The sequence below is a fragment of the Mesorhizobium onobrychidis genome, assembly GCF_024707545.1.
GTDB lineage: Bacteria > Pseudomonadota > Alphaproteobacteria > Rhizobiales > Rhizobiaceae > Mesorhizobium > Mesorhizobium onobrychidis.
Map to the genome: position 1 here is coordinate 3162872 of NZ_CP062229.1, position 24852 is coordinate 3187723.

General features: G+C 63.2%; 26 protein-coding genes and 1 pseudogene. 20 read left to right on the plus strand and 7 right to left on the minus strand.

The window, feature by feature from the left end; all coding sequences use genetic code 11:
• Positions 1-18 precede the first annotated feature (18 nt).
• From ku to IHQ72_RS15770, 5 genes are all read left to right on the plus strand, one after another.
• Complete coding sequence (ku, locus tag IHQ72_RS15750; protein WP_258123256.1) at positions 19-924, plus strand: non-homologous end joining protein Ku; 906 nt, start codon at positions 19-21, stop codon at positions 922-924.
• The gene (locus IHQ72_RS15755; RefSeq protein WP_258123257.1) at positions 921-2024 is read left to right on the plus strand and encodes a tetratricopeptide repeat protein; all 1104 of its coding nucleotides are present in this window, start codon (positions 921-923) and stop codon (positions 2022-2024) included. The genes ku and IHQ72_RS15755 overlap by 4 nt, the downstream gene beginning before the upstream one ends.
• Before the next feature lie 8 nt (positions 2025-2032).
• Positions 2033-2707, plus strand: coding sequence for a hypothetical protein (locus IHQ72_RS15760; protein ID WP_258123258.1), 675 nt, complete (start codon positions 2033-2035; stop codon positions 2705-2707).
• Positions 2708-2919: 212 nt separating this feature from the next.
• The gene (locus IHQ72_RS15765; RefSeq protein WP_258123259.1) at positions 2920-3564 is read left to right on the plus strand and encodes an alpha/beta hydrolase family protein; all 645 of its coding nucleotides are present in this window, start codon (positions 2920-2922) and stop codon (positions 3562-3564) included.
• 7 nt (positions 3565-3571) lie between these two features.
• The gene (locus tag IHQ72_RS15770; RefSeq protein WP_258123260.1) at positions 3572-4342 is read left to right on the plus strand and encodes an exodeoxyribonuclease III; all 771 of its coding nucleotides are present in this window, start codon (positions 3572-3574) and stop codon (positions 4340-4342) included.
• 277 nt (positions 4343-4619) lie between these two features.
• On the opposite strand, the gene IHQ72_RS15775 is transcribed toward IHQ72_RS15770, so the two are convergent.
• Entirely contained in the window at positions 4620-4853 is a 234-nt protein-coding gene (locus IHQ72_RS15775) for a hypothetical protein (RefSeq protein ID WP_258124099.1), read from the minus strand.
• Between the two features lie 403 nt (positions 4854-5256).
• On the opposite strand from IHQ72_RS15775, the gene IHQ72_RS15780 reads away from it, so the two are divergent.
• Together IHQ72_RS15780 and IHQ72_RS15785 are read left to right on the plus strand one after the other, a co-directional pair.
• Positions 5257-5946, plus strand: coding sequence for a WD40 repeat domain-containing protein (locus IHQ72_RS15780; protein ID WP_258123261.1), 690 nt, complete (start codon positions 5257-5259; stop codon positions 5944-5946).
• Between the two features lie 332 nt (positions 5947-6278).
• Positions 6279-8288: an amidase gene (locus tag IHQ72_RS15785; protein ID WP_258123263.1), complete on the plus strand. Its 2010-nt coding sequence runs from the start codon at positions 6279-6281 to the stop codon at positions 8286-8288.
• Between the two features lie 62 nt (positions 8289-8350).
• On the opposite strand, the gene IHQ72_RS15790 is transcribed toward IHQ72_RS15785, so the two are convergent.
• Positions 8351-8680, minus strand: a complete 330-nt coding sequence (locus tag IHQ72_RS15790; protein ID WP_258123264.1) for a hypothetical protein — start codon at positions 8678-8680, stop codon at positions 8351-8353.
• Between the two features lie 275 nt (positions 8681-8955).
• Here IHQ72_RS15790 and IHQ72_RS15795 point away from each other — a divergent pair, with 275 nt between their 5' ends.
• The 5 genes from IHQ72_RS15795 to IHQ72_RS15815 all read left to right on the plus strand — a co-directional run bounded on the left by IHQ72_RS15795 (position 8956) and on the right by IHQ72_RS15815 (position 14997).
• Positions 8956-9201: an exopolysaccharide production repressor protein gene (locus IHQ72_RS15795; RefSeq protein WP_258123266.1), complete on the plus strand. Its 246-nt coding sequence runs from the start codon at positions 8956-8958 to the stop codon at positions 9199-9201.
• 282 nt (positions 9202-9483) lie between these two features.
• Positions 9484-11106 (plus strand): ABC-F family ATP-binding cassette domain-containing protein, encoded by a 1623-nt coding sequence (locus IHQ72_RS15800; protein WP_258123267.1) that lies wholly within the window; start codon positions 9484-9486, stop codon positions 11104-11106.
• A 430-nt stretch (positions 11107-11536) separates the two neighbouring features.
• Positions 11537-12841, plus strand: a complete 1305-nt coding sequence (locus IHQ72_RS15805) for a mechanosensitive ion channel family protein (protein ID WP_258123272.1) — start codon at positions 11537-11539, stop codon at positions 12839-12841.
• Positions 12842-13019: 178 nt separating this feature from the next.
• The gene (locus IHQ72_RS15810; protein WP_258123273.1) at positions 13020-14156 is read left to right on the plus strand and encodes a KamA family radical SAM protein; all 1137 of its coding nucleotides are present in this window, start codon (positions 13020-13022) and stop codon (positions 14154-14156) included.
• 178 nt (positions 14157-14334) lie between these two features.
• Complete coding sequence (locus IHQ72_RS15815) at positions 14335-14997, plus strand: BA14K family protein (protein WP_258123275.1); 663 nt, start codon at positions 14335-14337, stop codon at positions 14995-14997.
• Positions 14998-15248: 251 nt separating this feature from the next.
• On the opposite strand, the gene IHQ72_RS15820 is transcribed toward IHQ72_RS15815, so the two are convergent.
• The gene (locus tag IHQ72_RS15820; protein WP_258123276.1) at positions 15249-16085 is read right to left on the minus strand and encodes a DpnII family type II restriction endonuclease; all 837 of its coding nucleotides are present in this window, start codon (positions 16083-16085) and stop codon (positions 15249-15251) included.
• Entirely contained in the window at positions 16085-17323 is a 1239-nt protein-coding gene (locus tag IHQ72_RS15825; RefSeq protein ID WP_258123277.1) for a DNA adenine methylase, read from the minus strand. The genes IHQ72_RS15820 and IHQ72_RS15825 overlap by 1 nt, the downstream gene beginning before the upstream one ends.
• Before the next feature lie 196 nt (positions 17324-17519).
• On the opposite strand from IHQ72_RS15825, the pseudogene IHQ72_RS15830 reads away from it, so the two are divergent.
• The 4 genes and pseudogenes from IHQ72_RS15830 to IHQ72_RS15845 form a co-directional block, all read left to right on the plus strand.
• Positions 17520-17861, plus strand: a pseudogene (locus IHQ72_RS15830) (BA14K family protein); the annotation flags it as partial.
• Positions 17862-17984: 123 nt separating this feature from the next.
• Complete coding sequence (locus IHQ72_RS15835; protein WP_258123279.1) at positions 17985-18299, plus strand: DUF2934 domain-containing protein; 315 nt, start codon at positions 17985-17987, stop codon at positions 18297-18299.
• A gap of 3 nt (positions 18300-18302) precedes the next feature.
• Positions 18303-18452 carry a hypothetical protein gene (locus tag IHQ72_RS15840; protein WP_127204769.1) on the plus strand — a complete coding sequence of 50 codons (150 nt, stop codon included), beginning with the start codon at positions 18303-18305 and terminating at the stop codon, positions 18450-18452.
• Between the two features lie 277 nt (positions 18453-18729).
• Positions 18730-19626, plus strand: coding sequence for a recombinase family protein (locus tag IHQ72_RS15845; RefSeq protein WP_258123282.1), 897 nt, complete (start codon positions 18730-18732; stop codon positions 19624-19626).
• A 608-nt stretch (positions 19627-20234) separates the two neighbouring features.
• On the opposite strand, the gene IHQ72_RS15850 is transcribed toward IHQ72_RS15845, so the two are convergent.
• Together IHQ72_RS15850 and IHQ72_RS15855 are read right to left on the minus strand one after the other, a co-directional pair.
• Positions 20235-20534: a hypothetical protein gene (locus IHQ72_RS15850; protein WP_258123283.1), complete on the minus strand. Its 300-nt coding sequence runs from the start codon at positions 20532-20534 to the stop codon at positions 20235-20237.
• A gap of 1120 nt (positions 20535-21654) precedes the next feature.
• Positions 21655-21828, minus strand: coding sequence for a hypothetical protein (locus IHQ72_RS15855; RefSeq protein WP_258123284.1), 174 nt, complete (start codon positions 21826-21828; stop codon positions 21655-21657).
• Positions 21829-21963: 135 nt separating this feature from the next.
• Between IHQ72_RS15855 and IHQ72_RS15860 the strand changes: the two genes are divergently transcribed.
• The gene (locus IHQ72_RS15860; protein ID WP_258123285.1) at positions 21964-22224 is read left to right on the plus strand and encodes a hypothetical protein; all 261 of its coding nucleotides are present in this window, start codon (positions 21964-21966) and stop codon (positions 22222-22224) included.
• 3 nt (positions 22225-22227) lie between these two features.
• A complete protein-coding gene (locus IHQ72_RS15865; protein WP_258123286.1) occupies positions 22228-22488 on the plus strand; it encodes a hypothetical protein in 261 nt (86 codons plus the stop codon).
• Here the strand turns inward: IHQ72_RS15865 and IHQ72_RS15870 are convergent.
• On the minus strand, positions 22485-23198 hold the full coding sequence (locus tag IHQ72_RS15870; RefSeq protein WP_258123854.1) for an SOS response-associated peptidase: 714 nt from the start codon (positions 23196-23198) through the stop codon (positions 22485-22487). The genes IHQ72_RS15865 and IHQ72_RS15870 overlap by 4 nt on opposite strands.
• Positions 23199-23469: 271 nt before the next feature.
• On the opposite strand from IHQ72_RS15870, the gene IHQ72_RS15875 reads away from it, so the two are divergent.
• The gene (locus IHQ72_RS15875) at positions 23470-23907 is read left to right on the plus strand and encodes a hypothetical protein (RefSeq protein WP_258123287.1); all 438 of its coding nucleotides are present in this window, start codon (positions 23470-23472) and stop codon (positions 23905-23907) included.
• Positions 23908-24073: 166 nt separating this feature from the next.
• Entirely contained in the window at positions 24074-24835 is a 762-nt protein-coding gene (gene minC / locus IHQ72_RS15880; RefSeq protein ID WP_258123288.1) for a septum site-determining protein MinC, read from the plus strand.
• Positions 24836-24852: the final 17 nt, after the last annotated feature.

The following is a 24852-nucleotide window of genomic DNA, read 5'->3' on the forward strand; positions in this document are numbered from 1 at the left end:
GCCGCGTAGGAGAGTTTCATGGCGCCCAGGGCAAGTTGGAAAGGTTACCTCAAGCTCAGTCTCGTCAGCTGTCCGGTCCGGCTGTATCCGGCGACGAGCGCCAGCGAGCGGATCAGCTTCAATCAGCTGCACAAGGACACCCACAACCGCATCAACATGAAGCCGGTCGATCCCGAACTCGGGTTGGTCGAGCGCTCGGACCTGGTCAAGGGCTACGAATACGAAGACAAGCAGTACATCATCATCGACGATGCCGACCTCGAGGCGGTGCGCATCGAATCCAACCACACGATGAACATCGAGGCCTTTGTCGACGAGCGTTCGGTCGACGTGATCTACCAGGACGCGCCGTACTACCTGGCGCCGGATGGCGCGATGGCGGAGGAAACCTTCGCCGTGCTGCGCGAAGCCATGCGCAAGTCCGGCAAGCTGGCGATCGCCCGGCTGGTGCTGTCCAGCCGCGAGCGCGTGGTGACGATCGGCGCGCGTGAGAACGGCATGTTCGTCTGCACCTTGAGGAACCCGAACGAAGTGCGCGGCACGGCGGAGTATTTCGGCAACATCCCGGCCGGCAAGCCCGAGCCGGAAATGCTGCAGCTCGCCGAAGCGCTGATCAAGCAGAAGGAAACCACCTTCGATCCGAAGAACTACGAGGATCGCTACGAGATCGCGCTGATGGCGATGATCCGCGAGAAGCTCAAGGGCCACAAGCCGATCATCGCCGCCGCCCCCGAGCGCGGCAACGTCATCAATCTGATGGATGCGCTGAAGGCCAGCCTGTCGCAGTCGGCCAAGCCGCCGGCCAAGAGCAAGAGCAAGGCCGATGAAGGGGCGAAACCGGCGGCCAAGGGCAAGGCCGCAGCGGCCAAGGAAAATCCGCTCAAGGCCAACCTGCTCAAGGCCGTCGGCAAGAGCAAAGGGTGACAGCGCCTACCGGTATAACCTCCGGCACCGTCTTCGGCACCATCGGTGCGCTGGCGGCGTTTCCGCTTCGGCTGGCGGCGCGTGAGGTCGAGCGCCAGCAGGGCCAGTTGCGGCGCGGCGTCACCAGGCGCACCAACCATGTCGTGTTTGGTCGCACGCTTCTGGCCAAGGCAGGCGATGCCGAGATCGAGCGCCGTGCCGATGCCGAGCGCCGGGCAGGGCGCACCCTTCTCAGCGAAAACGGATTTCTGCGCCTCTTGGGCTTGATGAAGGCGCCGGAGGCCTCGGCGCTGTCACGGCAGTCGCTCATCGACCAGTCGCGGCTAGCCGCCGTCGATCTCGATCTTTTGTCGCTGTTCGATGCCTTTGAGCATGATCGCGAGCCTTATTCCTTCCGCGACCTTATCCTGGCTCGCAAATATGCGGGCCTGATCGCCGGCGGCGCTTCCTGGGGGGCGATCGCCCGCTCCGTCCACCGTTCCGGTCCGGTCGCCTCGCTCACCGCCAAGTCGCTCGCCGTCGGCTCGCAACACGGCCGTCCTGACGCGATCTACCTGGAGGAGGGGCAGAGCGATCTCGACGGGCAATTGCTGTTCGATCTGGACGCGCCTGATGACGACACGCTGGAAGAGTTGTTCGCCGAGGCCGAGGCGGCGGAAGAGGAGGGCCGGCACGACGATGCCGTCGCCCTTTACCAGCGCTGTCTTTCCATCGATCCAAGCGATGCCATCGCCGCCTTCAACCGCGCCAACTGCCTGCGCGGCGCCGGTCGAGTGAACGAGGCCGCACATGACTATGCCCGCGCCATAAAGCTCGATCCGGGTTTCGTCGAAGCCTGGTTCAATCTGGCCGGACTGATGAGCGATGAGGGCCGCGTGGCTTCGGCGCGAAGGCATCTCGTCAAGGCGATCGCGCTGGATGCGAAGTACGCCGATGCGGTGTTCAACCTTGCCAGGCTGGAGTTCGACGCCGGCAATCTCGCCGAGGCGCGGTTGCGCTGGGTGCGGTATCTTGAGCTCGACGCGGAGTCCGAATGGGCGCGCATCGCGGCCAAGGGAATACAATTCGTCGATTTGCAACTCGCGCGCACGGCGGGGTGAGACCAATCATGGCGCTCGACGCAAAGACCATTCGAGCGCGAGTTGTCGAAGAGCTCCATACGCGGGTTGGTGAGAGATGGTTCAGGCCAGATAGCGCCAAGCTTGTTGTCACGTCTGTCGGTAACCTCACCGATTTCGGTATCGAGCTTGATTGCTATACGGACCGCCGATATGGCGAATACGACTGCTCGGTCGCAGCTGTCTTCAAGTGGAAGAAATTTGCCAAGCTATGGAAGGATTTTGACGCCTGGTACGAGGTCAAGGATCCGAGTTCGGCGCAGTTCAAGACCCGAAGCTCGCGACAGCTGAACCGACAATTTCTCAGGGTAGGGTTCGATGCTATTGACGGGAATTTTATCAGCGGTCGTGGCCCGTTCTGGGTAGCAAATGAAGGTGATTTGGATGCCTTCATAAGCCAGTGCGCCGCCGATCTCGATGGCAGGGTTGGCGAATGGATCAGGAGATGGTTCACATGGGCGTCGGCGCTGGATGTGATGGATGGCAATTCGCAATTATGCGGGTCATGGCGAGACACCGCATACTTCTGCCTGCTGGAACAAGTTCACGGTCGTGAGGTTGCTTGCAAATGGGCAGGTGACATTGATGCGACTGGCTGGCCCGGATTGCTGGCCGCTCAGGTCGAGTATCTCCAGTCACAGGTTTGCGGTGGGGCCTCTGTATAAAGGATCGCAATGGTCGCGCTTGAACACCCCCCTCTGGCCTGCCGGCCATCTCCCCCGCAAGGGGGGAGATTGGATGTCGCCATCGTTTTCGCCAATCACCAACGTTGGAAGCTGGGCGGGTCAGAGCTGCTAATCTCCCCCCTTGCGGGGGAGATGGCCGGCAGGCCAGAGGGGGGTGGGGCGGAATGCGGCTTCCGCGGGAAGGCCGCTCCATGACGACCTTCCTCTTCGACGGACCCGACGCCGCCCCCATCACCATCCTTCTCGCTCACGGCGCCGGGGCGCCGATGGACTCGGCTTCGATGGCTGCGACAACCAAAGCGCTGGCTGCCGCCGGCTTCCGCGTTGCGCGCTTCGAATTCCACTACATGGCCGCCCGCCGCTACGGCCACCGCAAGCCGCCGCCGCGGGCCGAGACGGTGAACCCCGAATATATCAAGGCGATCGCCGACCTCAGGGCGAAGGGCGTGAAGGGGCCGCTCGTCATCGGCGGCAAGTCGATGGGCGGGCGCGTCGCCTCGATGATCGCCGACGAGATGTTTGCCAAGGGCGAGATTTCGGGCCTCGTCTGTCTCGGCTATCCCTTTCACCCACCGGCCAAGCCCGAGCAACTGCGGACCAAACATCTCGCCGATCTCAGGACGCCGAGCCTGATCGTCCAAGGCACGCGCGACGAGTTCGGCACCAGGGAAGAGGTCGCGACTTACGGTCTTTCCGATGCCATCGAGGTGATCTGGCTTGAGGACGGCGACCACGACCTGAGGCCGCGTAAGGCGATCTCCGGCTTTTCAACGGCCGATCATCTGAAGACGCTGGCCGAGACGGTGAAGGCGTGGACCGGGCGCATCGTTTGCTGACGCCGGCATGAAGATCGCCTCCTTCAACATCAACAACATCAACAGCCGGCTGCAAAACCTGCTGGCCTGGCTGGCTGTCGCCAAGCCCGACATCGTCTGCCTGCAGGAGCTGAAGGCAAGGGAGACACAGTTTCCGCGCACAGCACTCGCCGCCGCCGGCTATGGCGCGGTCTGGGTGGGGCAGCCGACCTGGAACGGCGTCGCCATACTCGCGCGGGGTTCAGAACCCGTTCTGACCCGCGAGGCGCTGCCCGGCGACGACAGCGACCAGCAGGCCCGCTACATCGAGGCGGCGGTCAACGGCATCGTCGTCGCCTGCCTCTATGCGCCGAACGGCAACCCGCAGCCCGGCCCGAAATTCACCTATAAGCTGGCCTGGCACGAGCGCCTGAACGCGCATGCCGCAGAACTGTTCGACACCGGCCTGCCGGTGGTACTGGCCGGCGACTACAACATCGTGCCCGAGCCGCGCGACATCTACCCGACCCGCTCCTATGACGACAATGCGCTGGTGCAGCCGGAAAGCCGCGCCGCCTTCGCAGCACTGCTCGACCAGGGCTGGACCGACGCGCTGCGCAAGAAGCACCCTAAGGACACGCTCTACACATTCTGGGATTATCGCCGCAACCGCTGGCAGCGCGACGCCGGCCTGCGGCTCGACCATATATTGCTCAGCAAAAAGCTGGCGCGCCGGCTGGCCGGTGCCGGCATCGACCGCGACGTGCGCGGCGAGACCGGCGCCAGCGACCACGCGCCGGTGTGGGTGGAATTGCGGTGAGGGTGGAGCCAATCTCCCCCCAAGTTGTGGGGGAGATTGGCTCCTATCAGACGGGCATCGACAAGCCCGGGGCTGACCGGCATCATTGCGGGCGAAGCGGAAAGCGGCCCGAGGGGGGAGCCCAATGAACAGGTTTGTCGACAGGCTGCTCGCGGTGCTGCTGCTGGCGATCGGCATGCTCTGCTTCACACGTGTGTATTTCGTGGTGGGCGGCGAGGGCGCCGGCGACGCTTTCGCCTCCATGCGCCTGGCTTTTTTCGGAGCGGCGGGCGCTGTCTCAGCCCTTGCAGCCCTGCTGTTCTGGGCCGGCCTGTTGCCGGGCCGATCGACGCTCGATCCGAAGACGCCGCTGTTCGGCAGAGGCGCCGAAACGCAACCCGGCGGACGACCACGCCTGCGGCAGCTCTTCGTCGTCGTTCCGTTCCTTGCCGTACTCGCTCTGGTGGCCGACCAGCTCGGCCCTTGGTCGCGACAGCCACAGGACGCCGGCAAAAGCCTGACCGCCGAGCAACCCGCGCCGGGGCCGCCGAAGGGCGAAGACGTCGCCAGCGCGGAACCGGCACAGCCGCCGGCTCCTGCCTCGCCATCAGAGGTCGCGCTTGCCCCACCACTCTCACCGCCGGAGGCTGCTCCAGCCCCGGCTCCGCCACCGCAGACTGTTGCGCCGCTGCCCCAGGCGCTGCCGCCGCAGCCGACGCAGCCCGACGGCCACCGCGAGCCCGTCGTCTGGCTGGCGGTGGCGCCCGACGGGCACTCGATCCTAAGCGCCAGTACCGACCGCACGATCAAGCTCTGGGATATCGACGGCAAGCGCCTGCTCCGCACTCTCGGCGTCCACAAGGACATGGCGCGGACAGCGCTTTTCCTGCCCGATGGGGCGCGGGCGCTGACGGCCGGCGACGGATGGCGAGATCGTGCTGCGCCAGCTCTCCGATGGCGCTGTGCTGCATGTATTCTCGTCAGGCCAGAACGGTGGTGTCAACAAGCTCGCGATCAGTCCCGACGGCAAACGTGCGGTCAGCGGGCACGACACCGGCAGGGTCATCGTCTGGGATATCGAGAAAGGCTCGGTGCTGCATGTGATGCCGGGGCACGACTGGTCGATCAGCGGGATCGCCGTCTCGCCCGACGGCACACGCGCGATCAGCGGCAGTATCGAGGGCACGCTGAAGCTATGGGACATCGGCACCGGCAAGCAGCTGCGCAGCTGGCACGGGCATGAGCGCGGCCCCTATGGGATCGTGTTCATGGCCGACGGGCGCCATCTGATCACCGGCAGCGGCGATTATACGATCAAGCTCTGGGACCTCGACAGCGGCCGCGAAGTCCGCCGCCTCGAGGGCCATTCGGGTACGGTCTATGCGCTGGCGCTGTCGGCCGACGGCAAGCGGCTGCTGTCCGGCTCGCTCGACGGCACGGCACGGCTGTGGGACATGGAAACCGGCAGTGAGACCGCGCTGTTCGACAGCCGGTCCGGTCCAGTCTACGCCGTGGCGTTCGCCGCCGACGGCACGGTGCTGACCGGCGGCTACGACCGCACCATCCGGGACTGGCCGGCCGGCGGCGGTGATGCGGTGGCGCTGTTCCCGGGCGCGCCGGAGTGATGTGCGAAGGTGGCGCGCGACGCTCGACGTTACAGAAAGGAGCGCCGCCGCCGACGCTGCCAATCTCCCCCCTCGTGGGGGAGATGCCCGGCAGGGCAGAGGGGGGCGCGAAGGATCGCCAGCCTTTGCTCTAACTCATTCTCAACCAGGAACCAGTCTGCGGGCGTTGCTACGAATGGTTGACAGGCCGGCGGGACAGCGCCCCCCTCTGTCCTGCCGGACATCTCCCCCACAAGGGGGGAGATCGGCTGTCACGGCCGCCTCGCCGAAACCCCTTTACGGCATCGGTTTTCGAGGCCAATACCGCCTGAAGACCAAGCGTTGGGGACACCATGACCAATCTCCACATCGTCGAGGCGTCGATCGAACAGCTGCGGCGGGCGCTGGAGGCTGGCACGGTCACTAGCGTCGAGCTGGTCGGCGCCTGTCTGCGCAGGATCGCCAGATATGACCGGCATGGCATCGCCCTCAATGCCGTTCCCGTGCTCAATCCCAAGATGTTCGAGGAGGCCGCCGCGTCCGACCGGCGCCGCAGGAATGGTGCGACGCTCGGGCCGTTGGATGGCATCCCCTATACCGCCAAGGACAGCTACAAGGTGGCGGGCTTGTCGGTGGCCGCCGGCTCGCCGGCCTTCGAGCATCTCACGGCCAACGAGGACGCCTTCACCATTGCGCGGCTGCGGGCCGGCGGCGCGGTGCTGATCGGGCTGACCAACATGCCGCCGATGGCCAATGGCGGCATGCAGCGCGGCGTCTACGGCCGGGCGGAAAGCCCCTACAATGCCGAATACCTGACCGCGGCCTTCGCGTCGGGCTCGTCGAATGGTTCCGGCACCGCGACCGCCGCCAGCTTCGCCGCCTTCGGGCTCGGCGAGGAGACATGGTCGTCCGGCCGGGCGCCGGCGTCGAACAATGCGCTGGTCGCCTACACGCCGTCGCGCGGCATCATTTCCGTGCGCGGCAACTGGCCGCTGGTGCCGACGATGGACGTGGTGGTGCCGCATACGCGCAGCGTGGCCGACATGCTCGAACTGCTCGACGTGATCGTCGCCGACGACCCCGACACAAGAGGCGATTTCTGGCGCGCGCAGCCCTGGGTGGCGCTGCCGAAGAGCTCGGCCGTGCGGCCGCCGCGCTACACCGGGCTCGAGCTGGAGGGGGCGCTGCAAGGCGTGCGGCTCGGCGTGCCCCGCATGTATATCGGCCGCGATATGGAGGCCGACGTTCCGATCCGCGCGTCGGTGCTCGACCTGTGGGAGCAGGCGGCGGCTGATCTGCGGCGGCTCGGCGCTGATGTGGTCGAGGTCGATTTTCCCGTCGTCTCCAACTACGAGCGCGACCGGCCGGGCACCAAAAACATGGTCGATCGCGGGCTGGTTCCGGAAGGATTCGCCGAGCGCGAGATCTGGGACCTGTGCGTCTTCGCCTGGGACGATTTCCTGCGCGCCAATGCCGACCCGGCCATCCCCGATCTCGCCTCGGTCGACGGCGCAAAAATCTTTCCGCAGCCGCCGGGCACGCTGCCGGACCGCTACCAAGACAGCTTCGATGTGGCGGAATATGTCGAACGGGCCAAGCGCGGCGTCACGCCATTCCTGGCCATTCCCGAGCTGGAGGCCGGCCTGAAAGGCCTGGAGGCGACGCGGCGCATCGACTTCGAGGATTGGCTCGACGCACAAGGGCTCGACGCAGTGGTGTTTCCCGCCGTCGCCGATGTCGGTCCGGCCGATGCGGATGTAAACGAGACTTCCGCAGCGCTGGCGTGGCGCAACGGCACCTGGGTCGCCAATGGCAATCTGGTGTGGCGCCATCTCGGTATTCCGACCGTCACCGTGCCGATGGGCACGATGGCCGATATCGGCATGCCGGTCGGCCTCACCTTCGCCGGCAAGGCCTATAACGACACCAAGCTGCTGCGGCTGGCCGGAGACTTCGAGCGTTTTGGCCAGCGCCGCAACCGCCCGCCGCGCACGCCGGAGCTTCCCGACGATGTTTTTTCCGCCCGGCCTTTCGCCCGCCGGCCCGCCGAGGCGCTGCCGCTCACCGTCGCGCTTGCCGCCGAGACGCGCCATGCGGGTGATCAGGACGAGATAACCATCACGCTTGATGTGCATGGCGAGGCCAGAGCCGAGATCAGCGTGAAAGTCCATGTCAACGGCGAGCCCATTCGCATGCAGCGGACCGGCGCGCGCTTCGCCGGGCGTGCGGTCGTACCGGCCAACGAGCATGAGAGGATCCACAGCGTCTGGCGCGGCTCATACGGCTCGATCGTCACTGCTATCGTGCGGCTAGCGGGCGGGAGCGCGGCCGGCGCCTACGCGGTGACCGGTGGAATTGGATGACCACCGCGCTTCGCCTTGTGCTGCGGCATGCAGCACGTCTGCGGCCAGTCCCTCAATCCGCGTCAGTCCGGGTTGCAGGGGTCGGCCTTGGCCGCCGCTGTCTTTTCACCCTCCTGCTGCGCCTCGACATCCTGCTGCGAAGTGGCAAGGTTTTTATCGCCACCGGCTTCCTGGTTGGCAAGCGGCATGGTGTTGGCGTCCTTATTGGCCGGGCCGCCCTCTACCCTGTTACCGGTATTCGCGTCGGTTTCGAGCGGCGCACGCGTTGCGTCTTTTGCGATGCCCGATTGAGCTTCGATCGATGCGGTCGTCTCATGGCAGGTGGCGCTTGCCGTGCCGGCACTCAGGCCGATCATAGAGGTGGCGAGCAAAATAGCGGTAAGCGTCTTCATCTCATGTTTGAGGCTGTCTTTCTAAACTGCCGGCACTATCTGAGGTTCCGCTAATTCGGTTCGAACCTCGAAACGGAACGATCAGCGGGTCCTTCCGGACCGGGAGCCAAGTAATTCGTAAACCAAAAGTTGTGCCGGCGCAGCCGTTACTCGACATGGTACTTGCGTCACCCCTAAAATAATGAGATGCTGGTTTTGGGTTATTGGGTAACGAGTGTTGGGGTAGGGAGAAGGCGTCTCGACTGTCGTAAGTTCCGGGACGGCTTTGAGAATTCATGAAACTCCTGCGGTTCCTGGTGGGCATCCTCACCATGTCGTCTGTCGTGGCGATTTCGACTTATTGGGCAACGGGTTCAATCTGGAAGGCGACCGGCGGGATGATCATTGCCTTGATCGTTTTGCAGGTTGGGTATTTTGTCTGCCTCCTCTGGGCGGCCTATAGGCCCGGCGCGGAAGCCGCAGGAGCTGATCCCCCTGAGAGTATTGACTGGCTCGACCATGGAACTGGTGTCCGGCTCTAGAGCGTTTGCAGCCAAGTGGAATCACTTGGTGTCGTAATAGATGGAGCGGGATGCCAGTTTAGTTTGAACGCATCCGCTCTAGCTGAGACCGGAACCGAAGGCCATCAGTTCGAGACCGGTCCGTTCCGGGAATGTCCATTGGACGTCCCGCAGGGTCAGCCAACCATATATATCAGCCCGGTTCGGACCATTTGGCACGCAACCTCATGCTTTGCGGGCTTCCGCAGGCGCGGCCTACCGCGTATTGGCGCGGGGAAACTCCCTTGGGCACGCGTGAAAAGCATGATTCGACTGGAAAGCATCAGCAAGCAGAACGGCCGGCAGATCGTCTTCATCGAGGCCTCCGCCTCCTTGCAGAAGGGCGAAAAGGTCGGGCTTGTCGGCCCTAACGGCGCCGGCAAGACGACGCTGTTTCGCATGATCAACGGCGAGGAGCAGCCCGACGAGGGCCAGGTCTCGGTCGATCGCGGCGTCACCATCGGCTATTTCAGCCAGGATGTCGGCGACATGGCGGGCCGCAGCGCGGTTGCCGAAGTGATGGACGGCGCCGGGCCGGTGAGCGAAGTGGCGGCCGAGATGGGCGAACTCGAAGCCGCCATGGGCGATCCTGATCGCGGCGATGAGATGGAGGCGATCATCGCCCGCTACGGCGACCTGCAGGCGCGGTTCGAGGAGCTCGACGGCTATGCGCTGGATGGCCGCGCCCGCGAGGTGCTGGACGGCCTCGGCTTCAGCCAGGAGATGATGGACGGCGACGTCGGAAAACTTTCCGGCGGCTGGAAGATGCGCGTGGCGCTGGCCAGGATCCTGCTGATGCGGCCCGACGCCATGCTGCTCGACGAGCCGAGCAACCATCTCGACCTGGAAAGCCTGATCTGGCTGGAGCAGTTCCTGAAGAACTATGACGGCGCGCTGCTGATGACCTCGCACGACCGCGAGTTCATGAACCGCATCGTCAACAAGGTGGTCGAGATCGATGGCGGCTCGCTGACCGCTTACTCCGGCAACTATGAATTCTACCAGCAGCAGCGGGCGATCGCCGACAGGCAGCAGCAGGCGCAGTTCGAGCGCCAGCAGGCGATGCTGGCCAAGGAGATCGCCTTCATCGAGCGCTTCAAGGCGCGCGCCTCGCATGCCGCCCAGGTGCAGAGCCGGGTGAAGAAGCTGGAGAAGATCGACCGCGTCGAGCCGCCCAAGCGCCGCCAAAAAGTGTCGTTCGACTTTCAGCCGGCGCCGCGCTGCGGCGAGGACGTGGTGACACTGAAGAACGTCCACAAGGGCTATGGCAGCCGCTCGATCTACGAGGGGCTGGATTTCCAGGTGCGCCGCCGCGAGCGCTGGTGCGTGATGGGCATCAACGGCGCCGGCAAGTCGACGCTGCTGAAGCTGGTCGCCGGCGCTTCCGAGCCGGACAATGGCACGGTGGCGCGCGGCCCAAGCGTCAGGATGGGCTATTTCGCCCAGCACGCCATGGAAGTGCTGGAGGGCGAGCGCACCGTATTCCAGACGCTGGAGGACGCATTTCCGCAGGCAGGCCAGGCGCCGCTCCGGGCGCTGGCCGGCTGCTTCGGCTTTTCCGGCGACGAGATCGAGAAGAAATGCCGGGTGCTGTCGGGCGGCGAGAAGGCGCGGCTGGTGATGGCGCTGATGCTGTTCGACCCGCCAAACCTGCTGGTGCTGGACGAGCCGACCAACCACCTCGACATCGCCACCAAGGAAATGCTGATCACAGCGCTCTCGCAATATGAGGGCACCATGCTGTTCGTCTCGCACGACCGCCACTTTCTCGCCGCGCTGTTGAACCGCGTGCTGGAACTGACGCCCGAGGGCATCCACACCTATGGCGGCGGCTATACGGAATATGTCGAGCGGACCGGGCAGGAAGCGCCGGGGTTGCGGGGCTAAGCCTGCCGTGAGGGCGCAAAAGGAGCGGCCCGGCGTCGTGGGCCTGAGGGGGGCGGGACTGGCGCCGAGCCTAACCGGTTGGGGGGGTAGATCACCGGCCACATAAATACATACGCTTAAGCTAATGTAAGCGCAAGCTAATGTTATGCGTTAGCGCTTTCCGGCGGTTGTTTCTAATCAATGGATGTTTCCGGCCGGCCGCTTCCTGGCCGCGCGCTTAAACCGGGTGCTGGAACTGGCGCCAGAGGGCATCCGTGGCGGCGACTATACCTGACATGTCAGCGCGCCGGCCAGAGGCACCGGGACTGCGGGGCTGAGGCGCAGAGCGGGGGCGCCGAAGGCGTCTCGATCGCCGGCTTGACCATTCACGAGGCCGGCGACATTGTGGATGGCGAGTTGCTGTTCGCCAGTCCATAACGGTCGTGTGGGAATGGATTTTCGCAACGCCATCGATGAATCGCTGGCCTGGGCCAGCCGATGGTTCGACTACGTCGTCACGCCGTGGTTTTTCTATCAGGCTGCAATCATCGTCACGCTCTTCCTGGTCGCGAAGCTCGCGGCGCAGCGCATCGAACCGCTCCTGGAGGACCGGGCACGCCAGATCAAGGGGCATCCCGGACTGCTGAGGGTTGTCGTTGCCCTGTTGCGGCGCACCGACTGGATCCTGTTCACGGTATTCCTGCTTGCCGCGCTCATTCTCATGCGCGCCATCACCTGGCCAAGCCGGAGCCATTTCATCTATATCTCGCTCTCGCTCTCGCTCGCGTGGCTGTTCGCGTCAGTGCTGTCGCGCATCATCCGCAACCGCCTCGTTGCGCGGGCTCTCGCCTGGCTGACCTGGATCTATGCGGCCCTTGTCATCCTGGGCATCGATGACGACGCCGCGGCTTTCCTGGACGGCCTCGCAATACCGTTGGGTGCGGTTCGCCTTTCGGCGCTCATCGTGCTGAAAGCGGCGCTGCTGCTGATCGCCACGGTTTGGCTTGCGGTGGTCGTCGGCAAGTATATCGATGAGCGCGTCCGGATCTCCGAAGAGCTGACACCTTCGATCCGCGTCCTCGTTGGCAAGGTCGCAAAGATCGGCCTTGTGCTGGTGGCGGGTGCTATCGCCCTGTCTTCCGTCGGTCTCGACCTGACGGCTCTGACGATATTCTCCGGCGCCGTCGGCGTCGGCCTGGCTTTCGGGCTGCAAAAGGTCGTTTCAAATTTCGTCTCCGGCATGATTATCCTTCTCGACAAGTCGATCAAGCCGGGCGACACCATTTCGCTCGAAGGCACCTTCGGCTGGGTACGCGAATTGCGGGCGCGGTTCGTCTCGGTGGTGACGCGCGACGGCCGCGAATTCCTGATCCCGAACGAAGACTTCATCACCCAAAGGGTCATCAACTGGTCGTTCAGCGATAACCTTGTGCGGCTCGACGTCAATTTCGGGGTCTCTTACGACGCCGACCCACATAAGGTCAGCGAACTGGCGATAGCGGCCGCCATGAGCGTCGGCCGGGTCGAAGCGGACCGGCGGCCGGTCTGCTGGCTCACGGACTTCGGCGAGTCCTCGCTCAATTTCGTCCTGCGCTTCTGGATCCACGACCCTCAGCAAGGTCTGACCAACGTGCGCGGAAGGGTACTGCTGGCGCTGTGGGACACTTTTAGGGAAAACGGCATAGACATCCCCTATCCGCATCGCGAGATCATCATGAAGCCGGACGGCGGCGCCGGGAAATCACGCGGGCGCTGATGGGGCAGGGTGCAGCAGGGTCGCGGCGCCGAAGCTGCCAATCTCCCCCACTTGGGGGGGAGATTGGCAGCTTCGCCGATGAGCGCGGCCTTTTCGTCCCTGCCATCCCGGCAACGCTTATTGCCTTCAAGCCCTGGCTTCAATGCTGTATCCAGCCCCGAAATTCAAGGAGCCTTCGATGACCTCACACCTCGACATCCCCGACGCCGGCATGGCGGCCGATGACGAGCGCGCCAGCGCCGGCGACGCCACGTGGCAGGGCGATGTTCGCGTGGGCGTGCGGCATGTGCGCGATCTGGATTCCCTGCCGTTGTCGCTAGCCGAGCGCGCGGCGGCTCAAGCCGCGGCCGCGCGCCACAAGGTTCGTATCCCAAAAGCCTATCTCGACCTGATCGACTGGAGCGACCCCGCCGATCCCATCCGGGCGCAGGTCATCCCGTCGCCCGAGGAGTTGGCCGAGCAGGAAGGCGAGCTCGACGATCCGATCGCCGATCATGCCTTCAGTCCGGTACCGCGATTGACGCATCGCCATGCCGACCGGGTTCTGCTGTTCCCGACCTATCAATGCGCGGTCTATTGCCGGTTCTGCTTTCGCAAGGAGTCGCTGACCTCGATCGGCCGAGGCTATTCGCGCGAGGCGCTGGAGCCGGCCTTCGCTTATATCGAGGCCCACCCTGAAATCCGCGAGGTGATCCTGACCGGCGGCGATCCGCTGTCCCTGCCGGACAAGGCGCTGGCGGAAATCCGTGCCCGCATCGAGGCGGTTTCGCATGTGCGGCTCTTACGCATCCACACGCGCGTGCCCGTCGCGCTGCCCTCGCGCATCACATCAGGGCTGGTTCGCTCGCTGCAGGGCCGGCTGATGGTCACGGTCGTCACCCATTTCAACCACGCGCGGGAGATCACGCCGGCCGCCGAAGCTGCCTGCCGCACGTTGCGGCAAGGCGGCTTCGTGCTGCTCAACCAGAGCGTTCTGCTGAAAGGCGTCAACGACACGGTCGAGGTGCTGGAGGAGCTGTGCCGCGAGCTGATGTACCGCCTCGGCGTCAAACCCTATTACCTGCACCACGGCGACCTTGCGCGCGGCATGGCGCACCGACGCACCACGATCGCCGAGGGACAGGCGCTGGTCAGCGCCTTGCGCGCGCGGCTGTCGGGAATCTGCAATCCCGTCTATGTGCTGGACCTGCCGTATGGTGGAGGCAAGGTGCCGCTCGGCCCGTCCTATGTCGAGGCGCAGGACGGCGAGACGTGGCGGATTCGCGGGCAGGATGGCGAGCTGAGGACCTATACGGAGCTTGTCGGCGACCTCTGAAACCTTGGTTCCTCGCCCCGCGAAGCGGGGAGAGGTGGCTCGGCGAAGCCGAGACGGAGAGGGGTCCTTCGAGAAATGGAGACCTTCCTTTCAGCGCCGGAAGCTCCTGCTGCCGCGCCTGGTTGGAACCGGATCCAATGCCTCGCATTTTAAAGATGACGGGGCAAAGGAGCGCAGGGTGAAAGCTTTATCGGCGGTACTTGGCGGCTTCGTGCTGACGCTTGCGGTTTTCGCCAGCGGATTGGCCTTCGCTGTCTGGATTCTTTCCGCCGAGCCGGTGCGGCAGGCCGCCCCGACCTCCAGCGTCGCCGAACTGTGGCCGAGGGAGCCGCGGAAGGTGAACCCTGCTTCGCAGCGTCTTGAGCGCCTTCCCGCGCGCGAGGTCCCGGAGATCCCGGTTGATCGCACCTCGAAACCTGCCGATGCCGCAGCTTCGGCGCCCATCGTTACCGGCGCTATCCAGCCGGCAGCGGACGAGCAGCACGCGGTGCCCGCCGCCCATGTGGAATGGTGCGCAAGCCGCTACCGCTCCTACAGGCCAAGCGACGACCACTACACATCCTACAGCGGAGAGCAGCGTCCCTGCATCTCGCCCTATTTCGCTGCCGGCCCGGTCGAGCGCGCCGCACAACCTCCCGACGATGGCGCCAGCTATGTCGAGGCGAGCGACACGTGGCCAATGGATGGCGACGTTCCGTCGGATGAGGGCGCATCCTATGGGGACGCCGCCCAGCTTCCGCCCGACCACGTGGAATATTGCTTCAGCCGCTACCGCTCCTATCGGCCGGAAGACAACACCTATCAGCCCTATTCCGGCGGCCCGCGCCGGCAGTGCGAGTAGGGCAGGGGCTGAGCGGCGCCTTGCCCAGGGCTTACACGCAGGCGGTTGGCGAATAGAACGACGTCGCGCACCGTAATAGGCGCGATTCTGTTCGGGTCGTGTGACCGCATTTCCTGGCGACCCGTTCCAGAAGAGGCGCTGGAACTGGTACCCACGGCACCCACACCTGCTGTAGCGGCTATGTCTGACGCAAGGGGCAGGAAGCGCCGGGGAGGGCTGCATTCAAGGGACCGCGCTTAGGCTCACCGTTCTCAAAGTGAAAGAATCGTTTTCATCGATCTGAGATCTTTCAAGAACTGCTCGCGCATCTGCGTCGTATAGATCCGGTCGATCTTTCCCTGGTTTTGCCGTTCGACAATCTTCCTGAGGTCGGAAATGCGCTGCTTCCAAGTCGTGCCGTCAGTCACAAAGAATAGCTTCGTACCGTGGCGCTTGGCATCGATGATCGCATCAAGATCACCGATAATGTCCGTCATCTTTGAGCCAGTCGCGCCATAACCTTTCACCTCAATTACGATCGAAGGACGTGTGCGACTAGGGATCGCAACATCGCATTTGGCCGACTTCCCGTCAGCCCCGGTGAAGGTGCAGCGAGTCTCATAGGCATCGCCGAACACTTCACGGACTAGGGCCTCGACAAAGTTCTCCAGCCCGCGGCCGCGTTTCTGGCCAGAGATAGCCGATCCGCGACCGGCGCGGAGACGCTCGACGAGAATGTCGCTCCAGACCGGCTCATGGTTGATCGTCGTCTCCATCATCACGAGGAGGCCCATGCGCTCGAGAGCATCGAGAAATCCCGCTTGATCAGCTTGGTAGCCTTTGATGCCGATGCCGTTTCCCGACAGTTCCTTGCGGAGCAAGGATTCCATGCTGTCCTTCGACAGCATCAGAAACAGCCGCACGCATAGCAGGCCTTCGGTGAAGTTATCGTTGAGGAGGGCAGCGATGTCGTCGCGGCTGTACTCAGCCTTCTTGGGCAGCGCGCTCAGGCGTGCGATCGCGCTCGCCGCGATGTCGTCCATCCAGTCGACATCGAGCGGGCTCAACCCCTCGACCACCTCATCCAGCGACTGGTCACGATCCTTCATCAGCGCCCAACAATGAGATATTCGGTGGTTTTGGCGCGCCCGACGCCGCCATGGGTTCCGAAATGATATGTGTGGGGTTTTTCGAGCACCCGCACGTCTCGCTTATGCCGCCGCATCAGCCGCTCGAGCTCGTCAAGATCAGGATAGCCGTTCGAGCTATAAGAAAGCGCGATGATACTGTTCGAGAAGCGCGCGAACATCCGGTCGAACGCGTCGATCGCGGTCCGACGGTAACTGAACGGCGTGTGCTTCTTTGCGATCTTTCGGACCTTTGTCGTCATATCGACCGGCTGATCCTGCCAGTAGCTGGATAGCCCTTCAAGGAAATGATAGCGCTTCACGTAGCAATTGTCGTCCGACCGCGGGACATAGGGCGGGTCTAGATAGACTAGATCGATCGACCTCTTTGGCAGGTCGAACAGGTCGGTTTGGAACGCTTGGTTGCGACGGCCATTGTCGAACACAGCCGCGTTGTAGACTTCAATCTGTTCGAGGAAATGCTCCTCGACAGACAGCTTCAGGTCGCGGCGACCATCATCATAGCGCGACAAATCGCCAGAGATTGTGAAGACCCCGCGCGGCTGTCGCTTGAGGCAGGAGCGAAACAGCGCCGCATAGGCTAGCGCTTGCTGATGCAGATTCTCAAGGCCGCGAATATTGTGCGAAAGCCGATCGAGGAACCGCAGATCCTCTGGCGTATAGAAAATGTCTTTGAACGTCCTAATGATGAAGTCGTCGGCGTTGTTGGGCCGCGAGAGCAAGCGCTTGACCGCCCTGCCGTCGAGATGATGCGTGTTGTTCTCTACGGTCGCCCGCGCAACGATCGAGGGAAAGCGCAAAAAGTCCGACGAAACGACGCGCCGATCCATCGCTTTCAAAAGGTAGGCGACGCTGCCGGTTCCTGAAAAGGGATCCATTGCGCTTTCGAAGTCCAGGGTGTTCAAAGCCTCGAAAATCCAAGGCAGAAGCCTTTTCTTCGATCCCATGTAGCGCAACTCGGGATAGCGCATTGCCCGCTCCGGGATTGCATTTTGTAGTGTGCTCGGCAAAACCGGGTCCGCGACGACCCTGAGTTTTCGCGTGGCATAGTGCGCAACAAAAGACATGGAATTGTACCCCTCAATAACTGTATGGCCTAAGCGACGCGACGTGGGAACGAGAACAAAAGTAGAACATAGGCAAGACGATGGCAACTGAACAATTTTCCGGCTGTCCCCAGAACGCAGACTGTTTCCCACCCCGTGCGATGCTCAGCGCGTCCTGCCTGCGCCCCGCGACCGGGAGTCGGCACTCGGGTTCGAACGGCTCACCTATCAATTGTCTGATTCTCGGGTTTACTCAGCCCGCCTGAACGTCACCCGCGTAGACACGGCCCGCTAATAGTGTTGGCTTTATGGACTGAAGCGGGACGAGCAGCAGGCGGTGCCCGCCGCCCATGTGGAATGGTGCGCAAGCCGCTACCGCTCCTACAGACCAAGCGACGACCACTACACACCCTACAGCGGAGAGCAGCGTCCCTGCATCTCGCCCTATTTCGATGCCGGCGCGACCGACCGCGCCGCACAGCCTCCCGACGATGGCGCCAGCTATGTCGAGGCGAACGACACGTGGCCAATGGGTGGCTACGTCCCGTCGGATGAGGGCGCATTGCATGGGGATGGCGCCCAGCTTTCGTCCGACCACGTGGACTATTGCTTCAGCCGCTACCGCTCCTACCGCCCGGAAGACAACACCTACCAGCCCTATTCCGGCGGCCCGCGGAGGCAGTGCGAGTAGGCAGCGCGGGTGGCGGGTTGGCGGCCGCAGTGCATGGCGCCTTGTGCGACCAACGATCACGCAGATTTTTTGGATCGTTCGGGTTGGCGCGGCGTTCATCCGGTACCCAAAGGAGGAATCAACATGGGCGACGACCGGGAAGACAAGATTCGTGAGCGCGCATACCAGATCTGGGAACGTGAAGGCCGCATCCATGGCGATCCCGAGCGGCACTGGCACCGGGCCGAGGCCGAGATCGACAGGGAGGCAGCCCTGCCGCTCACGGCAGGCGATGCCCTGCCGGAAACCCGCGAGGTCGCGAGCTCCGACGTCTTGACGGTGCGCACCGGCATATCGGGCGATCAGGCGCAGGAACTGATCGACAGGCTGGGAAACGACCGGGCGGCGATCGAACAAGCCGCGCGCAACCTCAAGGGGAAGCAGCAGCTCGGGGAGTGACAGATGATCAGAAAACTCAAAGACGGAAAATACCGCCTCTATTCGCGCAAGAAGGACGAAAAGACCGGCAAGCGCCGCAATCTCGGGACATTTGACAGTCGCGAGGCTGCGGAGAAGCACGAACGCGAGGTGCAGTATTTCAAGAGGCATTGAGGGGGCGTGCCGTCGCTTGCCAGGCAGCCGCGCCGGATGCCTGCCTGAGCCTGCGAAGACGGCGGCCACGCATCTCTGCGCCGGGCACTTTACGAGAACATGGTGCGTCCACCAAGCCTTAGTCCGGAAGCAGGTAGCGACGCCCATGGCGGTTGCCCGCGGATTTTAGCACGGTACGCAAATTGTTCAGAACCGTACCTGATGCACCTCGCGCAAGCGGCATCAACCTTTCAGTGACGAAGCGTTCGATTGCGACGTGGCCAAGCGGACTCTCTAAATGCATCACCGCGCCGCTCCCGACGATGGCGCCAGCTATGTCGAAGCAAACGATATCAATTATGGGCGGCAGACTATGAACAGCAAGGCTTTGAGGCAGGCGGTGGCCTATCTTCGGACTTCATCAGCAGCAAACGTTGGCGCCGACAAAGACAGCGAGCGGCGCCAGGGCGAGGCCGTTGAGGCGTTTGCCCGATCAACCGGCTATGAAATCATCGAGAGCTACTACGACGCAGCGGTGAGCGGTGCCGATGCGGTCACAGCGCGCCCCGGTTTTTCCGCAATGCTCGAGCGGCTCCTGTCTAATGGCGTGCGCACCATCCTCGTCGAGACCGCCTCCCGCTTCGCCCGCGATCTGATCGTTCAGGAGACTGGCTACGAGATGCTGAAATCACGTGGGATCGAGCTGATAGCTGTCGACAGTCCCGACAGTTTTGTCGGCAACACCCCGACGGCGAACCTGATCCGTCAAGTGCTCGGCGCGGTCTCGGAGTTTGAGAAAGCGATGCTGGTGGAGAAGCTCAAGGGTGCCCGCGAACGCAAGCGCCGCGAGACCGGCAAGAAAGTCGGTGGGCGCCGAAACTATGCCGAGATCGATGGCGGACTTGAGCTGATTGCGCTCGCAAAGAAGCTGCATCGGTATCCGGTCAATGGCCGCCAACGCACCCTGGCCGACGTCGCTAAGGCGCTGGCTGGGGCGGGATATCTGTCGAGTGCCGGAAAGCCTTACACGCCCACTGCCGTCTCGCGGATGCTGGTATCAAGGAGAAGTGAGCGCACCACGCCACGAAAGGTCGACGCCAAATCATCATCGTCGACGTTCGAACCAATCGCCGCAGAACTGCAACAAGAGGCCGCTGAGCCCGCAACGCGAACACCGCTCGGGTCGCGCTGGTAGCCCCCGGCACCCGCCACGCCGGGGTTCGCCGGTGGCGGGGGTGGGGGTGGGGGTGGGGGTGGCTTGTCGGGCCCAAAAGGAAAGTCGGCGCCCATCTTTCAATGGGCATTGCCTGAACCCGCCGACCCGCGTTGCCAGTGGCCCCGCGATTCGGAGCTTGGCCGAAACGAAGGCGTGCCGTCTAGCAATGTAGGCGTGTATCCGCGCCGCTACGCGGGCATTTCCGCCGCTGCTATCTTTTCCCGGCCAAGGCGCGGAACCGCGCTGGCGGGCCGGATAGGCGGCAAAGCGGGGTCATTACCGCCGCGGTGCCGGAAGGTGCGGCGGGCTTCCCCCGGGGTGAATGGTGCGCGTCAAGCATCTCCGTGGCGATCACAGCCACATACGCCATGCTTCGTTGCTGGGTTTCGGTGACGAGGAGTAGCGTCGTTTCGGCATCAGAGCCGCTTGATGATCCCAACGATGGCCTTGGCCAGCGCTTAGCCCTCATGGCAGCTCGAGATCATAGAGCAACAGGACAGCTTCTTTGCTCGATAACACGCCGTCGCCGGCTAGTCCGACTGTAAGCCCTATGTTCATCAATGCTAATATAGTAATGTGCTGGCGGTCTATAAGCAATGCACGTCCGCGATTGACGACGGCCTGTACTTCTCGACCAGCCTGACCTTGTCGAGGTCGACCGTCACCAGCGGCCCCATGTCGACTGTCACCTTGCCGCCTTCGTCGTCTATGCGCGTGATTTCGCCGGTAAGCTCGATCTGCTGGCCGTGCTTTACCTTTGTGGAATCGCGGATCGAATGCGGGAAGTTGTAAGAGGGGATTGATACGCTAACGCGGTCCTCTGTGACCCGTCTGCGGACGGTGGCCGTGATCGCCACCACATCACCAATCCCAATGCCCCGCGCCATTCCATGAGTCTGGAGCGGCCAGCGCCTCAGTCAAGTGGTAGCTAATATAGGTGACCGCTTCATCCGATCGATGGACGAAGCCCATCAAGGGCCGGTGCTAATTTGATGCATGTCGCGACCTTACTTACCCCCGAGCCACCTTGCTATCGCTATCCTCGCGATCAGCGTCGGCTATGCCGAAGCTACTAGGCGCCGTCACCAGCATCGCCCCCGCAACAGGCGGACATCGGAACGAAGGGCGGATTCGCGAATTCTACTGCTAGATAATTGGAATCGTCGCCCATGAGGCTCGCGACCCTCCACCTTGAAACTGCGAGATACGGCGACGTTTATCGCGCCGCAAGGCTCGCGCTGCTGAGGCAGCAAATGATCCGGCACATCAAGCGCACTGACGCCTCGGCTCAAAAAGTCGAGCAAGCGCTGGCTAGGTTGGCCGAAGCAAACGCACCCATGGACCGGCTCGCGCTGCATCAGTAGGGCCACGCTCATGCACGCCTCCGGAAGCCCGCTGCCTCCCGATGGCGGGCCTTTTAACGGGCGCTATAGGAACAAGATAGCGGGGATCCGGTTTCAGGAGGATGGAGGAAACTGGATATGCAAAACAAAATCAAAGAGCCACCACCGAGGCCCGACCCGAAGAAGAAGACACCTGTTCGTCGCCCCGACAAGGAAGCATCGCCAGAGCCTGAACATGTCGATCCGCCACCGCGAGATGTGCGAGAGGCACCGGCGCCAAATCCAAACGGCGATAAGAATTCCTAACCGCCGGTACGCGACGGGGGCCCGTTGCCTCACGGTGGCGGGCTTCATCGTTTGTGAACGTTAGGAACGGAGTTAGGAACTGTAAGTCTGCAACTTGCAAAGCGCAATGAAATCAATTTGATAGAGCATCATCTGGCGGAGGGAGTGGGATTCGAATCGACTAAGCGTCTTTGGGGGTGCGCGCTCCTGCTTTAGGCGTCTGCCATAAACCACCACCTCGCCCCGCCGAGCACCGCGCGCCACCCCGCGATGGACAGCCTTCAGCATGGGATAGTCTTCTTGAGGGTCGCTCGATCATTCAGGTTGGAAACGGCCCGGCCGGTTCCAACCGGCACAGCGGCCCCAGCCATCGGTCACCTTACACCCGGTGCCGGCTCTCAACCGCATCCAGCTTTTCCTGCAAGTGCCCATTCAGCACGATCATTTCCTTCAGTGCCTTCACCGCATCGCCCTTGTGCTGGGTGATGAACCTATCGGCGATGGACTGAAGGGCGGCCTCCTGGCGGCTGTCCAGCGTCACGATGTGGTCCATGGCGATGCTCCGATCGTTTCTGTTCAAATTGAACAAAACGGGAACAAAAATGTCAAGTGTGAATTGACTCCGTGAGGAATACCTTCCTATTTGTCGGTAGGTGGGGCGGTTGCTCACAAATTCAGGAGAGCCGCGATGGGCAGACGGAAAAGCCGGTTTGACAGGCTGTCGGCGAGGCATGCGGAGGCGATCATCAGGGACGCTCTCAGCCTGCGCAAGACGGTGCTTTCGTCGCAACTGCATCTGAAGGCGCATGGCGAGCTGTTTTGGCAGCTTTGCGGGCTTGTCGAAAAATTGCATGAGGTGATGGGCAGCGTAGCGGAGAAGGAGCCCGATTTCCGGGTGCCGGATCTTGGCCTGCTTCCGCTTCCCGAGGACTACCTGACTCGGAAATGAGCCATGGCCGGGCCGATGGACAGCGTTGGACGTGCCGCGAAGGCCAACATGCTGCTGATCGTGGAGTGCGGTCACTGCTACCATGTCGGCCGCTTCCGGGCCAACGACGTGGCCAAGGTGGTGGGCTGGAACAAGCCGCTGGAGACCATCCGGTTCAAGTGCAAGCGGTGCAGCCGAACGGACGCGACGGTGAAGACCCAGTTTATCGACCAGGACCATCCGCCGAAGGGCTACATCTGGGTGCTGCAGAAGTTCAAGCTTTAGAACAGCGAACCCTGTACCGGCGCCTGTGGCGCCTGCGGCGGAAACTTGATCTGTGTGGCCGGCTTCTCGACGATCACCAGCGCGTCGTCCGCTGCCGTGCGCTGCAGGTGCCTGGCCTCCGACCACGGCGCGGTCAGCCAGGTCTCGGTTTCCTCCTGCGTGGTCAGGATCACCGGCATGGCCTTCTCGTGGATCGGCGCGATCAGGGCGTTCGGCTTGGTGGTCAGAAAACCGTAGAGCTCGAACTCGCGGGGGCCGTCCTTGACCTTGCGCACGCCTTGCCAGCGCGTCCATAGGCCGGCGAAGAAGAACAGCGGCCGCTCCTCGCTCAGCGCGAACCAGTAGTTTTTCTGGATACCGGTATCCGGGTCCTTGTCGCCGGGCGTCGGGCTCGGCTCGGCGAAGCTGGTGAGCGGCACCACGCAGCGGTTTTCGACACCGAGATATTGCTGCCAATGGCCGTATTGCGGGTTGCGGATGTTGGTGGTGCCGTAGTCGGCCTTGCCCTTCACCCGCTCAATCGGCGTCGGCATGCCCCACAGCAGATTGGCCAGCTCGCGCTCACCGTCCGGCGCGTTGCGCACCACCGGGCCGGGCTGGTTGGGGTAGATGTCGATGGAGGGCTCGAGATTGCCGAGGATATCGCGCAAGGCCCGGGTCCACTGGCGGATCGCTTCCTGGCTGGTGGTGATGTTGTAGAGGTTGCACATGTCGAGCCCTCGGGGATGTTCAGGCATCTTGTGGGAAAGGGCAGGCAATTTCCAGCGCTGTCGCTCGGCTGCTGACACGCTACCCCAGCCACCACCACAGCGCGCGATCACCGCCGCCACCCCGGCGATCGACCGTGCCAGACGGATATTCCCGTGCGCAGCGGCGAATCGCGGGCTCCGCTTACGCAACGGACGCCGATTGTGCGCGTTCTACCCATTAGGAGGAGCATGGCGACGGCTGGTCTCATGCGCTCACAATCGGAGGCAAACCATGATGTCTAAGTTCAAAGAAGCCCTTGAGCGCGGGAAGGAAGCCCGTGAGCAAGAGGGGAAGGACCGCAATGAGAAGGCCGAGGGGGTGGACTTCGGCGCGCAAGCCAGGGCCTGGCTAAACGACGTCGTGGTTGCGTCGTTGGAAGCGGCCAAGGCTGACGTGGCGGGCGAGGTGACTGTCGAGATGGACACCACGCCACGCCGCCAAGCCAAAGCATCAACTCCATCTATTCGGTTCAAAGTCTACCGGAAGCGAGGCATGGAGAAGGAGGAAGTCGGAAGGACGTTCACGGTCAACGTTCAGCTGAGTGGGCAAGTGTCAGTCTCTTCGCCCGGGATGGTGGCAAGAGAAGTGGGAAACATAGGGGATAGGACTGACGAGCGGTTCTCTACCTTGCTAGCGGAACTGATCGAGGACGCAGCGAAGGGCACTTGACCAGCAAGGTGTCGAGGAAAGGGCTGGCGATTTCCAGCGCCGTCCGGCTGCTGACACGGTCGGGCCTGTCAGTAAATGGCTTTCTTGATGTCGCGAACACCCCGCCATTAACCTTTCGTTAACCATGGCTGGCTAGCGTTTACCTATCAGTAAGGAATCGCTGTCCGTGACCTTCGCCGCCCCCGTCGAGACCAAATCCATTCGCTTTCGCGCCCGCTCCTTTGTCGCCTTCACGCTCACCCCGGAGGCGCCGCTTTCGGAGTGGCTGGAGAGCCTCGATCGCTGGATCGGCAATTCTCCGGGCTACTTTGCCGGCCGGCCGGTGGTGCTTAACCTCAACACATTAAAGCCTGAGGTCGGCCAGATCGAAACGCTGGTCGCCGAGCTTGGCCTGCGCGGCATCCGCATCTACGCCATCGAGCTCGACGGCAGCACGGCGCTTGAGCCCAATCTGCCGCCCGTGCTGATCGGCGCCAAGGAGGCCACCGCCGGGCTGCTCATGCAGGCCGACAGCAAGGGCAGGCCGGAAGAGGCGGGCAGGGCGGAAGAAGGCAGAGCGGAACCGGGCAAGCAGCCAGAAGACAGGCAGCCGGACGCGCCGGCGACGCTGATGGTCAAGACGCCGATCCGCTCGGGCCAGTCGGTCTTCTACGCGCATGGCGATGTCATCGTGCTGGGCTCCGTCGCCTCCGGTTCCGAGATCGTCGCCGCCGGCTCCATCCACGTTTACGGCACGCTGCGCGGGCGGGCGTCGGCCGGTGTGCTCGGCCATTCGGCGGCGCGCATCTTCTGCCGCAAGAACGAGGCCGAGCTGCTGTCGGTCGACGGCTGGTATTGCACCGCCGAGGAGATGGAGCCGTCCTTGCGCGGAAAAGCGGTCCAGGCGTTTCTCGAAAAGGACACGCTGCGCATCGCGCCGTTCAGCTAACGCACGGCGGTTTTGGG

Coding starts and splice junctions, on each gene's coding strand:
- IHQ72_RS15820 (WP_258123276.1), bottom strand. CDS start 16,085: ATGAAGGATCGTGACCAGTCGCTGGATGAGGTGGTCGAGGGGTTGAGC.
- ku (WP_258123256.1), top strand. CDS start 19: ATGGCGCCCAGGGCAAGTTGGAAAGGTTACCTCAAGCTCAGTCTCGTC.
- IHQ72_RS15760 (WP_258123258.1), top strand. CDS start 2,033: ATGGCGCTCGACGCAAAGACCATTCGAGCGCGAGTTGTCGAAGAGCTC.
- IHQ72_RS15810 (WP_258123273.1), top strand. CDS start 13,020: ATGACCTCACACCTCGACATCCCCGACGCCGGCATGGCGGCCGATGAC.
- IHQ72_RS15765 (WP_258123259.1), top strand. CDS start 2,920: ATGACGACCTTCCTCTTCGACGGACCCGACGCCGCCCCCATCACCATC.
- IHQ72_RS15865 (WP_258123286.1), top strand. CDS start 22,228: ATGGCCGGGCCGATGGACAGCGTTGGACGTGCCGCGAAGGCCAACATG.
- IHQ72_RS15770 (WP_258123260.1), top strand. CDS start 3,572: ATGAAGATCGCCTCCTTCAACATCAACAACATCAACAGCCGGCTGCAA.
- IHQ72_RS15860 (WP_258123285.1), top strand. CDS start 21,964: ATGGGCAGACGGAAAAGCCGGTTTGACAGGCTGTCGGCGAGGCATGCG.
- IHQ72_RS15855 (WP_258123284.1), bottom strand. CDS start 21,828: ATGGACCACATCGTGACGCTGGACAGCCGCCAGGAGGCCGCCCTTCAG.
- IHQ72_RS15835 (WP_258123279.1), top strand. CDS start 17,985: ATGGGCGACGACCGGGAAGACAAGATTCGTGAGCGCGCATACCAGATC.
- IHQ72_RS15845 (WP_258123282.1), top strand. CDS start 18,730: ATGCATCACCGCGCCGCTCCCGACGATGGCGCCAGCTATGTCGAAGCA.
- IHQ72_RS15790 (WP_258123264.1), bottom strand. CDS start 8,680: ATGAAGACGCTTACCGCTATTTTGCTCGCCACCTCTATGATCGGCCTG.
- IHQ72_RS15850 (WP_258123283.1), bottom strand. CDS start 20,534: ATGGCGCGGGGCATTGGGATTGGTGATGTGGTGGCGATCACGGCCACC.
- IHQ72_RS15800 (WP_258123267.1), top strand. CDS start 9,484: ATGATTCGACTGGAAAGCATCAGCAAGCAGAACGGCCGGCAGATCGTC.
- IHQ72_RS15805 (WP_258123272.1), top strand. CDS start 11,537: ATGGATTTTCGCAACGCCATCGATGAATCGCTGGCCTGGGCCAGCCGA.
- IHQ72_RS15875 (WP_258123287.1), top strand. CDS start 23,470: ATGATGTCTAAGTTCAAAGAAGCCCTTGAGCGCGGGAAGGAAGCCCGT.
- IHQ72_RS15785 (WP_258123263.1), top strand. CDS start 6,279: ATGACCAATCTCCACATCGTCGAGGCGTCGATCGAACAGCTGCGGCGG.
- IHQ72_RS15795 (WP_258123266.1), top strand. CDS start 8,956: ATGAAACTCCTGCGGTTCCTGGTGGGCATCCTCACCATGTCGTCTGTC.
- IHQ72_RS15840 (WP_127204769.1), top strand. CDS start 18,303: ATGATCAGAAAACTCAAAGACGGAAAATACCGCCTCTATTCGCGCAAG.
- IHQ72_RS15870 (WP_258123854.1), bottom strand. CDS start 23,198: ATGTGCAACCTCTACAACATCACCACCAGCCAGGAAGCGATCCGCCAG.